Below are 12,009 nucleotides of genomic sequence, written 5' to 3' on the forward strand. Positions count from 1 at the left end.
CGCGCACGTTCGCCGCCCGACAGTGAGACGAAGGGTCGGTGCGCAAAGGCCGTGACATCGCATTGTTCCAACGCCGCCGACACCGCCTCGTCGTCCTCGTCCGCGCGAGCGGTTCCCTGCCACGGCGAGCGGCCCATACGCACGACTTGGTCGGCGGTGAAGGAGAACCCGACGGTGTGTTGCTGAGGCAGCACAGCCCGTCTCCGCGCGGCCCTGGTCGCCGACCACTGCGTCAGCGAACGCCCGTGCAATTGCGCCGAACCCGCCGCCGACTCCAGGTCGCCGGCCAACACTGCAAGTAGCGTCGACTTGCCTGCCCCGTTCGGTCCGACGAGCGCGAGAACCTCTCCGGAGACGACATCGAGGTCGACACCTCGGAGCACAGAGCGCCCCGACCGCTCGGCGTCGACGCCGCGTAAACACATGGTGACGTCACCGCGAGAGACAGGGTCGATCTCGTCGCCGCGCCGGCGAAACGGAGTCACGCCCATCCTCCCTGTCGTGCCCGAGTGCGGCGCAGCATCCAGAAGAAGAAGGGCGCGCCCACCAGCGACGTGATCATGCCGAGCGGCAGGTCGACATCAGCCACGGCGCTGCGGGCGAGTAGGTCCGAACCGAGCAGGACGACGGCCCCACACAGCGCGCTCCCCGGAATCAACGCGCGGTGTGCCGGCCCGATCAGCATCCGGACGAGGTGGGGGACCACGAGACCGACGAACAAGATGATGCCGGTGAAGGCGACGCCGGAGGCGACGAGAACGGCGACGACGACGATGGCGAACTGCCGCAGGCGTTCGACGTTCACTCCGAGGTGACGGGCGACGTTCTCGCCGAGTGCGAGTAGATCCAGACGTCGGGACATCGCCACCGAGGCTGCGACGCCTACGACGGCGAGGGGCGCTACCACCGACACGGCTTGCCACGTGGCGCCGGCGAGCGAACCGAGTTGCCAGAACACGATCTGATCGCGGGCTGCCGGGGACGCGACGAACGTGAAGAATGCGATCAGTCCGCCCGCGAACGCATTGATCGCGACGCCGGTGAGGATGAGCGTCACCACTTCGGTGCGGCCACCGCCGCGGGCCAATGCGTAGACGAGGATCGTCGCAACGAGGCCGCCGAGGAACGCCGCGCCGGCCACGAACCACACACCGGCGAATGCCCCGCCCAGTACGAACATCGACGACGCACCCACTGCCGCGCCCGAGGACACCCCGATGATGCCGGGTTCGGCCAGTGGGTTGGCGAAGACACCCTGCAGCACCGCCCCGGCGCATCCCAGGCTCGCACCGACGACGATCCCGAGAGTGATGCGGGGAAACCGGACCTGCCAGAGTGTCACGTCGCCGCTGGGGTGCGACGGGAGTGGGCCGATCTCGAGTCCGAGCCGGTGCAGCACACTGCCGACCACCTCGAGCGGCGTCGTGGGTACCTGACCGACGCACGCCGAGAACACCGCGAGTATCAGCACGAGCAGTACGAGTACGACGAACACGAGGGGTTTTCGGACGGCCGAACGATCACGAGGTGGCCTCGAACCGAGCGTCTCGTCAGCCGTAGCCGACGTCATCGCTGCGCGGGTTCGTAGACGGCTTCGGCCAGCGCGTTCACGACCTTCCCGGTGTTGGGGCCGAAGCTGAGTACTACACCGTCGGCCATGTCGACGATTCGACGGTTCTGCCCGGCGGGCGTCTGCGCTATCCCCGGTACCTGCCCGAGCTCGTCGATTCCGCCGATCGATTCCAAACCGCCCGTCATCATCAAGATCACATCGGGGGCCGCGGCGATCAGCGCCTCGCTGGTGATCGGAACGAATTGCTCGGTCAGGCCGGACGCGGTGCCCGCATCCTCGCCGCCGAGCGCCTCGATTAGTTCGTCTGCCCCGGAGCCCGGCCCGGCGAGCATCTTGATCGCAGGGCCGCGCATGTACAGGAACGCAATCTTCAGCGGCTGGACAACCGGATCATCGTCGGTCGATGCTCGATCACGTGCCTGCGCGATTTCGGATGCGGTTCGTTCGGCCAGGCGTGCCCCCTGCTGGGGCACACCGAGTGCGGCGGCGACTGCCTCGATCTGAGCCGACACGGTATCCATCGACCGTGTCGGATCGAATTGCACGACGGCTATGCCCGCTTCGCGTAGTTGTTCCTGCACCGCACGCGGACCGATGCTCGTGTCGGTGAGTACCACCGTCGGGTTCAACGCCAGGATGCCCTCGGCGCTGAGCGCATGGCCCCCGGGCGTCACGTCCGTGACGTCGGCGACGGCAGGAAAGTCGGCGGATGTGTCTCGGCCCACCAGGTTGTCGCCGAGGCCGAGGGCGTAGACCGTCGTGGTGAGGGTGCCGTACTGGTCGGCGGCGACGATCCTGTCGGTGTCGGTGATCGTCACGTCCACACCGTCGAACCCCCGAACTGTGGCGGGGAGTGCAGGCACCGGGGCGGTGTCGATGGGTTCGGGGTCGAGGTCCGAGATCACCGCGGTTCGAGGGCCGATGCCCTCGGCGGTGGAACCGGTTCCTACCGTGTCGGGCCCGGAGCACGCGACGAGGAGGCCGACGGTCGCTGCGGCGACCGCCACAGCTGCAGTTCTCGGAAAGCTCTTCATACGTTCGCGTCCGCGTTCACGGAGACAAGGTTAGCCTGCCATCACTTCGCTGCTGACGTCGTCCAGAGCGGATGCGATCGCCGACGGCAGTTCCAATTCCTCGGACACCAGGATTCCCGTCAACTGAGCCAGATCGCGAGCCCCGACCACGGCTGCTGCGACGCCGGGGCGATCACGGGCCCAGGCCAACGCCACTGCCAGCGGCGAGGTCTTCAATCCACTGGCTGCAGTCACCGCGGCGTCGACCACGTTCTCCGCGGTCTCGGTCAGATACGCGGCGATCGAGTCCGCGTGGGCGTCGTCGGCTCCGCGAGAATCGGCCGGTGTTCCCTTGCGATACTTGCCCGTGAGCACCCCACCCGCGAGCGGCACCGCGGCCAGCACACCGATGCCGTGATGCTGTGCAGCCGGGAACAGCTCGTCCTCCGCGCCCCTCGCCAGGAGCGAGTACTCGGCCTGCGTCGAGGCGATGCGGCCTACTCCTGCAGCACCCGCTGCCGTCGCGAGTTGCCAGCCCAGGTAGCCACGTGCGCCGACGTAGCGAACCTTGCCGCTGGTCACGGCGTAGTCGAGGGTGGCTGCGACTTCGTCGACAGGAGTGTGGGCGTCCCATGCGGCTACTTGCCAGAGGTCCAGATAGTCGGTGCCGAGTTCGCGCAGGGTTGTCTCGAGCTGATCGAGCAGCGCGCGTCGCGAGCAGTCGATGCGGTAGCGACCCCCAACCGTGGAGAAGCCGCCGGCGCCGCTGACGATCAACTCTCGACGCGGCACCACGTCGTCGAGCACCTCGGCCAGTACGCGTTGCGCGCGGCCGTCCCCGTAGGCGGGGGACGTGTCGACGAGCGTGCCACCCGCTTCGGCGAACGCGGACAACTGTGCTGCAGCGTCGTCGCCGTCCGTCCCGCTTCCCCAACCGAGGGTGCCGAGGCCCAGTCGCGACACACGAAGGCCGCTCGAGCCGACCGATCTCTGCTTCATGGTGTTCGAAGATTCCTCACGTTTTTCTCCGACGCGTTGGCGCCAGCGAGCACAGTAGTGCGCGCCGCGCGGGGGTGCGAGCCTGGCGCGCCGAGCGACGTCGGTTCTTCGGGCGTGTGTCGACCTGTCTCTCGCTCTCCGTACAGGTACGGTCGGGGCCGTGAAATCTGCAGACGGCACTTGCCGCACCCCGACGGGCGAGACGGCCACCGACGTGTACGGGCCAGGACGGGTCGGCTCGGTAGTGCGCGGTGTGTCGGCACGGGCCCGGAGGGCGGTGAGCCGGCTGTGATCGGCGAGTCGATGACGTGGCTGCAGGCGGTGATCCTCGGTGCGGTGCAGGGACTCACCGAGTTCCTACCCATCTCGTCGTCGGGCCACCTTCGCATCGTCTCGGAGGTCTTCTTCGGCGACGATGCGGGAGCGTCCTTCACCGCGGTGAGCCAACTCGGAACCGAGGCCGCAGTGCTGCTGTTCTTCTGGCGCGACATCGTGCGCATCGTTCGAGCGTGGTTCGCAGGAATCCTCGATTCGAGCAGAAGAAACCTGGACTACCGGCTGGGTTGGTACGTGATCATCGCCACCATTCCGATCGGTGTCCTGGGGCTCCTGTTCAAGGAGCAGATCCGCACGGGCGCCCGCAACCTGTGGCTCATTGCCACCATGCTCATCGTGTTCGCCATCGTGATCGCTGTCGCCGAGTACATCGGCCCCAAACAACGCCCGATCGAGAAGATCACCACCCGCGACGGGCTCGTCATGGGCGCTGCCCAGTGCCTGGCCCTCATTCCCGGCGTCTCACGATCGGGTGCCACCACCAGCGCGGGCCTGTTCATGGGCCTCGAACGCGAAGCAGCCGTCCGATTCTCGTTCCTGCTCGCAATCCCCGCCGTCACGGCATCCGGACTCTTTTCGCTGCCCGATGCGTTCGAACCCGCAGGAGAAGGGCTCAACGCTTCGGCCCCTCAGTTGATCGTGGCGACGATCATCGCGTTCATCCTCGGGTACGCGTCCATCGCGTGGCTGCTCAAGTTCGTCGCCAACCATTCCCTGTACTGGTTCGTCGGCTACCGCATCGTTCTGGGTGCGGGCGTCATGGCATTGCTTGCCACCGGCGTCGTCTCGGCGACCTGACCCAAGGGTCTCGATCCGCAGCGCCGGTCCCCGGTACGGCTGACAGTCCGTGTTCGCAACTAGGGTGGTGCCATGACGGTGATCTTGCTGCGGCACGGCCGCTCGACCTCGAACACGGCAGGAACACTGGCAGGGCGTTCCCAGGGCGTCGAACTCGACGACAAGGGCCGGGAGCAAGCGGCTCTGGTCGCCGAACGTCTGGGCAGTCTGCCGATCGAGGAGATCGTGCGCTCGCCGCTGCTGCGCTGTGAGCAGACCGTCGAACCGCTGTCCGAGCGTCGCGGACTCACGCCCGTTGTCGACGACCGCCTGATGGAGGTCGACTACGGCACGTGGACCGGCCGCGCCATCAAGGATCTCCTCTCCGAACCACTGTGGAAGGTCGTTCAGCAGCACCCGTCTGCCGCGGTGTTCCCCGAGGGCGAAGGTCTGGCACAGGTCCAGGCCAGAGCCGTAGCGGCAGTTCGCGAGCACGACACGCGGCTCGCAGCCGAATACGGACGTGACGTGTTGTGGGTAGCGTGTTCGCACGGCGACGTCATCAAGTCGATCATCGCCGACGCAGTGGGGTGTCACCTCGACGCATTCCAGCGCATCGTCGCCGATCCGGCGTCGATCAGTGTGGTCAGGTACACCCCGACCCGGTCGTTCGTCCTCAAGACCAACGACACCGGGCTCGACCTCTCCGGTGTGGTGGCCGCTCCGGCGAAGGAAACCGCGGTCGCCGATGCAGGTGGCTCAGCGAACGGGGTGTCGGCCTCGGAGTCCGACGCGGTGCCCGGGGGTGGCGCATGAGCCGCTGCCGCTGCGGTTGTACATGAGCCGCTGCCGCTGCGGTGGCGTGTCGGCATGGCGGATGCACTGGCGAGATGACGGATAATGGGTGCGAGGGCCCGAATCGGCGGGTCCCTCGAGAAGACAAACGCAGGAGGTGCAATGCCACGCGCAATACATGTTTTCCGCACCCCTGATCGATTCGTCGCGGGAACCGTGGGCGAACCGGGCGACCGATCGTTCTTCCTCCAGGCTGTTCACGACGCCAGGGTGGTATCGGTGGCGCTCGAGAAGCAGCAGGTCCAGGTGCTGGCCGATCGAATGGGTCTGCTGTTGGACGAGGTACACCGTCGGTTCGGTGCCGAAGTGCCGCCGGAAGAAGCCGAAGTGGGCGACACCAGCCCGTTGCTGACGCCCATCGACACGGAGTTCCGCGTGGGCACGATGGGCCTCGGCTGGGATGCGGATGCCAACGCGGTCGTCGTGGAGTTGTTGGCCATCAGCGAGACGGAGATCGACGAGTCCGTGGTGCTCGACGACACCGACGAGGGCCCGGATGCCGTCCGCGTGTTCCTGACGCCGATTCAGGCACGAGAGTTCGCGTTGCGGTCCGAGCGCGTGATCGCGGCCGGACGAGCGCCGTGTCCGCTGTGCGGGGAGCCGTTGACCCAGGAGGGGCACATCTGCATCCGCACCAACGGTTACCGCCGCGACGCAACGTTCGGTTCCGCGTCCGAACTCGGTGAGGAACTTTGATCGAAGGCCGGCCGCTGTTCGAGGGGCGGCAGGTGATGGAGACCGGCGAGCTGACGGTCGTCGGAAGGGTCGTCACAGCGAGCAACGCGACGCTCGTCTGCGAGGCCAGACCCGCCGGCGTCGACGGGTCGGCGGCGTCCGTCGACCCTGTTCGGTGCGTGTACAAGCCCATCCGCGGTGAGGTTCCCCTCTGGGATTTTCCCGACGGCACCCTCGCCGGCCGGGAGGTGGCGTCCTATCACATCTCCGACGCCCTGGGCTGGGACGCCGTGCCCGTGACCGTGATGCGCGACGGGCCGTTCGGCCCCGGCATGGTCCAGCGGTGGATCGACACACCGGAACCGCACGGCGAACACGGTGATCGAGTCGACCTCGTCGATCTCTGCCCGCCGGACATGGTTCCGTCCGGCTTCATTCCGGTCTTGACGGCTTACGACGGTGACGGCGAAGAGGTTGCCCTGGTCCACGCCGACGACCCGCGGCTACAACGCATGGCGGTACTCGACATCCTGCTCAACAACGCCGATCGCAAGGGCGGTCACGTACTCGAAGGACTCGACGGCTACGTCTACGGCGTCGACCACGGCATCTGTCTGCATTCGTCGAACAAGCTGCGCACCGTGCTCTGGGGATGGGCGGGCCGGCCCGTCGACGACGCGCTGATGAGCGATGTCGCTCGCTTCGTCGATACTTTCGCGGCCGATGCGGAGCCGAGGGTTCGCGGGCACATCACCGAGGAAGAGACGGACGCATTGCTGGCTCGGGCGCAGGCGCTCGTCGCGAGACCCGTCATGCCGGAGCCGCGATCCAGTAGGCCGATACCGTGGCCGGCCTTCTGAAGCGCCTCGGATAGGCTCGTCTGCATGCATTCCTGGTCCGATCCAACCGTCACGTCGATTCCCGGTCAGGGACCTCCGCTTCGGTTGTACGACACTGCAGATCGACAGGTTCGCCCGGTCACGCCGGGTAAGGAAGCCACGTTGTATGTCTGCGGCATCACCCCGTACGACGCCACCCATCTCGGCCACGCTGCCACCTACCTGACGTTCGACCTGATCAACAGATTGTGGCGAGACGCAGGCCACGACGTTCACTACGTGCAGAACGTCACCGATGTCGACGACCCCCTCTTCGAGCGCGCCGACCGCGACGGGGAGAGCTGGATCGACCTCGGCAACCGCGAAATTCAACTGTTCCGCGAGGACATGGAAGCGCTTCGAGTGCTTGCGCCGCGTGACTACATCGGCGCCGTGGAATCCGTCGACGAGGTCGTCGAGCTCGTCGAAAAGCTGGTGGCCTCGGGTGCGGCCTACGTGGTCGACGACGCCGAGTTTCCCGACGTCTATTTCCGCGCCGATGCCACCGACGAGTTCGGTTACGAATCCGGTTACGACCGCGCGACGATGGACAAGTTCTTTGCCGAGCGCGGAGGCGATCCGGACCGCGCCGGCAAGCGGAATTCGCTCGACGCCCTGCTCTGGCGCGCCGAACGGCAGGGGGAGCCGTCGTGGCCTTCGCCGTTTGGACCGGGCCGTCCGGGGTGGCACGTGGAATGCGCTGCTATCGCGCTCAATCGCATCGGCAGTGGATTCGATATCCAGGGCGGTGGCAGTGACTTGATCTTCCCGCACCACGAGTTCTCGGCGGCACATGCCGAGGCTGCGACCGGTGGGGCGATGCAGGGCGGAAACAGGTTCGCTCGGCACTACGTGCACACCGGGATGATCGGTCTCGACGGCGAGAAGATGTCCAAGAGCCGCGGCAACTTGGTGTTCGTGTCAAAGCTGCGCGCAGAGGGCGTCGAATCGGCAGCCGTGCGCCTCGGGCTGCTGTCGGGCCACTACCGCCAGGATCGAGCGTGGACGGACGAAGTTCTGGAGCGGGCTCACACCCGCTTACGACTGTGGCGTGCTGCTGCGGCGCTCGAGTCCGCGTCGAGTGCCGACGATGTGATCGTGCGCCTTCGTCAGCACCTCGCAGACGACCTCGACACGCCGAAAGCGATGGATGCGCTCGATGCCTGGGCACGTTTCGCCGTCGAGCAGGGCGGCGGCGATTCGTCCGCGCCCGGCGCGTTCGCCGACGCGGTCGATGCGTTGCTCGGAGTTTCGCTGCGCTGAGTGTCAGGTCAGATCGGTCAGGAGATCCGGGATCAACCGTTCTTCCATGACAGCTCTGGACGACTCGCGCATGGCCGCGGCGAGTGCCGGATCCCACGTGCTCGCCGCGGGCCTACCCTTCAACGGCTCGGAGTTGCGCATGTCGAGCGCACGCAGGTACGAATTGCTGTCCATGCGCCATGGGCGAGCATCGTAGCGTTGCACTGCACGCGCCGTCATCTGCAGACCCGCCCAGTCGAAGTCGTTGCGCCAGTGGATCTGTGTGTCCGGTCGCATCCCGCCCAGTAGCCTGTGTACTGCAGCGCAGGGTTGGCCGTCGGTGCACAGCAGTGGTGCCGACCGAGAGCCCAGCGTGCGCGCTGCCGCCGCCAACACGGCAATGTTCTCGCACACGAACACGCGGTCTGCCGTGTTTGTCAACGGCCCCCGCCTCAGCATGTCCATGGTCAGCGGAAACGGAATGCCCTCGTCGGCGGCCTGATTCGACCACCGAGCGACGGTGTGATCCTCCGAGACTCGCCAACCCAACACGATCACGCGGCTGCTCAACGCGTCCACCGACACGCCCGCGGTCTCCCAGAGCAACCGGATCCCGACCGGATCGGCGGGCCGGGGAATGCCCTCCCGGAGCGAGAGCGCGTCGAGAACAAGCCGGGGTGCACCACCGGACGACAACGCTTTGGTGTCACCACAGACCTGTTCGGCCAGCTCGGTGAGTGACAGACCGTCCACCGGTAGGACGGCCAGTACCCCTGCCGCCACCCCCAGTGCGTCGACGGCAACGCGTCCGCCCAGCGTCCCGTCTTGATTGAGCAGCGACGAGAGCCAATGATCGGCCCACTCGCCGTGCGTGGTGGACGAGAGGAGTTCGCGTGCCTCGGCCAAGGCGCGCGCCTTGGTCTCCGCCTTGTCTGCGGACATGCGCTTCTTGTCCTGTAGCGGCGCACCTGCTTCGAGCGTCGCCACCAGTCCGGTACCGCCGTTGGCGGGCCGGGCAAGCCATTCGTCGAAAGCCGCCAGGTCCAGCCGTGTGGTTGCTGCGCGACTGTGCAAACCGGTATTGGACCCGTTGATAGCGCTGCACAGACGCCAGAGGTCGGCACGATCGGTCAGTCGAACGGTGATGTTGCCGCCCACCTTGAGCCAGTTGGACTCCAACTTCTTGCGTGCCGCCGCCAGTAGAGCGTCGAGTTCGGGTGAACCCCGCCAACCTATCCCGTCATCGGACAAATTCCAGACCACCTTCGGCGCGCGTCGGCATCCGTCTCGTCATGGGTGAACCCAGAGCCGCGGCGAGGTCGGATCCGTCGTGTTCGGCGAACAACTCGCCGTTCTCCCACACCAGCAGCGCGGCGCTCACGGTGTTCTCGGCGGTGGAGTGCGCAAGATCGTAGTGCGCACAACCGGGAACGTCGGAGTACGTGATCCACAGGTCGTACCCGGTCATGAACAGATCGAGATCGAACTGCACGCTCAGGCCTAGCAGTTCACTGCGCCCGTTGTCGTCCACACCTGCGAACGCCTCGTCGAGCGCGAGCAATCGGGGAGCGTGCGGATCGGCCGACGAGAGCATGACATGCGCGGCCGCGAACAGCGGAAGATGCAGCGACACGGACTGTTCCCCTCCGGAGAGAGCGCTGTGCCTGGCCACCGTCAGTCGGTCTTCGGTACCGTCACCGCGAATCAAAGTGAACGAAAACACTCGCCACCGTCGGTAATCCAGGGTGCCTGCGAGGATCTCGGGGTACGAGCGTTCTGGATGCGCGGCACGTGCGATACGGATCTCCGATGCGAAGTGTGCGCGCATCGCGGCGAGGTCGTCCGCGCTCAGTCCAGAAGCGTCTCGATCGAGCAACTTCGAAACTGCGCGCGCACCCTCGTCCAGGTTGTCGGCCAGGACCCAGTGAACGCCGATCGTATTGCCGGAGGACATCTTTCGCTGCTTCATCTCGGCTGCCATCTGCGCGATCAGTTCGCGGGCATCGACGGTGCGCTCGTGAATTTGCTGTGCCAACCCGGTGAGAAGTGCGTCTTCGAGAATGCGGCGTTCGTGCTCGGTGAGCAACGTCTCCTGGTCCGACCGTGCGACGCCGATGCGCTCCGCGAACTCGCCGACCGAGCTGTACCCCTGCTCGTCCTGCACCCGGACGACGGTCAGGCCGTCCGGCGCGTCCCACTGCAACCGGTAGTCCTGACCGGACGAGGCGAGTTGTGAGTCGAACTCCTGCAGTGCGCTCGTCAGGGCGGTCCGTGTGCTCTTGCGGTACGACTCACTCGCCTTGACCGATGCCGTTGCTTCGTCGAGCGCCGTGTGCAGCCGGTGCACCACGGGCGGAAGCACCGTGATGTCGTCGTCGGGTGAGCTCGCGCTTCGGATGTTGTACAGAATCTGCTCCACCGTGAGCCACGCAGAGTCACTGGATGGCCACGAGATCGTCTCGTGCACACCGAGTATGGACAGCAGATCCTTGCGTGCATAGGGAGCGAGACGCGCTGCGTCGTCGAGAGCTTCGGTCAGCGCGGCCCGCAGGCTCTCCTGCGCGGCATTGCGCGCACCCTCGGCCTTGCCGATTGCCTCGCCTGCTTCTTTGTCGGCCTTGCGCGCGGCACGTTGCTCGACCTTGCATGCTTCGATCTTCTCGCGTGCCCGTTCGAGGTCGGCGTTGATCTGATCTGCGGTGGAACCGAGCTTCTCGGTGAGAATTTCGAGTCGCTGCACCTGTTGGAGATGGTTTTCCTCCGCGATCGCCGCTTCCTCTGCCAACTCCTCGGCCAGACCGGTGGTTTCCTCGAGACGGTTCTGCGCTTCGCGGCTGCGCTCTGCTTCGCGAACGTGTTCTGCACGGCGGCGCAGTACCAGTTCACCCTGATTCTCGAAGTGCCGGATGGCGGCGGCGAGCGAATCGATCTCGCGTGCTGTGTGCGGGGTGCGGTGCGCGACGGCCGTCGTGCGGAGGTGCTTCTCTTTCGCCGAGAGGTCGGCAATCGCCACATCCAGCTCACTCGCGGCCGCGGACGCGCCGGTCTCGGATGTGCGCAGGGCACCCGCGGATTCGGTGACGGCTTTCTGCGCCTTCAGGATGCCCGACACCTTTGGTAGCGCTTTGGCCGCGGTCGCCAGACCGCGCACCAGCTCGATGGCCGTTCGCTCTTCCTCGCGGGCAGCCGAGAGCGCAGTGTCCGCACCGTCGATCGACGCGTCGAGTTCGGCTATCCGCGCGGCTCGACGACGCGATCGCGCAGTGGCACCGATGTATTCGGCATCGGGCTTGACGTGGCGCCCTCGTTGCACGCCTTGCCGAAAGCGACCGTCGACCTCGATGGAGGTGACGGCGTTCTCGTCGCGTCCGATGGCGATCGAGGCGAGCACGGCGGAAATCGTGCTTTCCGTTACGTCGGTGCCCGTTTCGGGTACGAGAACGTCGGCGAGAGTGCGGCCGGTCGGACGCGCGGGCTCGGGTGCCGCAACCAGATACTGCTCCGATTCCATTAAGGCAGGGACCGGGCCGGGACCGATCCAGCCGTCGAGCAGGTTGGCCGCCTGGAGGGCCGACTCGATCCCGGCTGCTTCCGCGGGGTCGATGCCGTCGACGAAACGTACGAGCTGCCAGAGCGGCGCGCCGACGAGCCCGTCGCGCGG

The 12,009-nt window shown here is 66.5% G+C and carries 11 protein-coding genes; 5 read left to right on the forward strand and 6 right to left on the reverse strand.

Annotated features, from left to right (window positions below):
• The 4 genes from WBQ44_RS01530 to WBQ44_RS01545 form a co-directional block, all read right to left on the reverse strand.
• Nucleotides 1-491: ATP-binding cassette domain-containing protein (locus tag WBQ44_RS01530; protein WP_495564976.1), on the reverse strand; the 491-nt coding region annotated here is incomplete at its 3' end.
• Nucleotides 482-1,570: a FecCD family ABC transporter permease gene (locus tag WBQ44_RS01535; RefSeq protein ID WP_495564977.1), complete on the reverse strand. Its 1,089-nt coding sequence runs from the start codon at nt 1,568-1,570 to the stop codon at nt 482-484. The genes WBQ44_RS01530 and WBQ44_RS01535, both read right to left, overlap by 10 nt.
• Entirely contained in the window at nt 1,567-2,607 is a 1,041-nt protein-coding gene (locus WBQ44_RS01540; RefSeq protein ID WP_495564978.1) for a heme/hemin ABC transporter substrate-binding protein, read from the reverse strand. The genes WBQ44_RS01535 and WBQ44_RS01540 overlap by 4 nt, the downstream gene beginning before the upstream one ends.
• Nucleotides 2,608-2,637: 30 nt before the next feature.
• On the reverse strand, nt 2,638-3,585 hold the full coding sequence (locus WBQ44_RS01545) for an aldo/keto reductase (RefSeq protein WP_495564979.1): 948 nt from the start codon (nt 3,583-3,585) through the stop codon (nt 2,638-2,640).
• A 291-nt stretch (nt 3,586-3,876) separates the two neighbouring features.
• On the opposite strand from WBQ44_RS01545, the gene WBQ44_RS01550 reads away from it, so the two are divergent.
• From WBQ44_RS01550 to mshC, 5 genes are all read left to right on the forward strand, one after another.
• Nucleotides 3,877-4,719, forward strand: a complete 843-nt coding sequence (locus WBQ44_RS01550; protein WP_495564985.1) for an undecaprenyl-diphosphate phosphatase — start codon at nt 3,877-3,879, stop codon at nt 4,717-4,719.
• A gap of 72 nt (nt 4,720-4,791) precedes the next feature.
• Nucleotides 4,792-5,514 (forward strand): histidine phosphatase family protein, encoded by a 723-nt coding sequence (locus WBQ44_RS01555; RefSeq protein ID WP_495564980.1) that lies wholly within the window; start codon nt 4,792-4,794, stop codon nt 5,512-5,514.
• A 141-nt stretch (nt 5,515-5,655) separates the two neighbouring features.
• On the forward strand, nt 5,656-6,249 hold the full coding sequence (locus WBQ44_RS01560; RefSeq protein WP_495564981.1) for a DUF3090 domain-containing protein: 594 nt from the start codon (nt 5,656-5,658) through the stop codon (nt 6,247-6,249).
• A gap of 35 nt (nt 6,250-6,284) precedes the next feature.
• Nucleotides 6,285-7,088: an SCO1664 family protein gene (locus WBQ44_RS01565; protein ID WP_495564986.1), complete on the forward strand. Its 804-nt coding sequence runs from the start codon at nt 6,285-6,287 to the stop codon at nt 7,086-7,088.
• Between the two features lie 24 nt (nt 7,089-7,112).
• On the forward strand, nt 7,113-8,369 hold the full coding sequence (gene mshC, locus WBQ44_RS01570) for a cysteine--1-D-myo-inosityl 2-amino-2-deoxy-alpha-D-glucopyranoside ligase (protein ID WP_495564982.1): 1,257 nt from the start codon (nt 7,113-7,115) through the stop codon (nt 8,367-8,369).
• Nucleotides 8,370-8,372: 3 nt separating this feature from the next.
• On the opposite strand, the gene WBQ44_RS01575 is transcribed toward mshC, so the two are convergent.
• Nucleotides 8,373-9,599, reverse strand: a complete 1,227-nt coding sequence (locus tag WBQ44_RS01575; RefSeq protein WP_495564983.1) for a DUF2399 domain-containing protein — start codon at nt 9,597-9,599, stop codon at nt 8,373-8,375.
• Nucleotides 9,589-12,009, reverse strand: a 2,421-nt coding sequence (locus WBQ44_RS01580; RefSeq protein WP_495564984.1) for an SbcC/MukB-like Walker B domain-containing protein, incomplete at its 5' end; no start/stop codon positions are given. The genes WBQ44_RS01575 and WBQ44_RS01580, both read right to left, overlap by 11 nt.

The organism is Rhodococcus sp. (in: high G+C Gram-positive bacteria) (genome assembly GCF_049591685.1).
GTDB lineage: Bacteria > Actinomycetota > Actinomycetes > Mycobacteriales > Mycobacteriaceae > Rhodococcoides.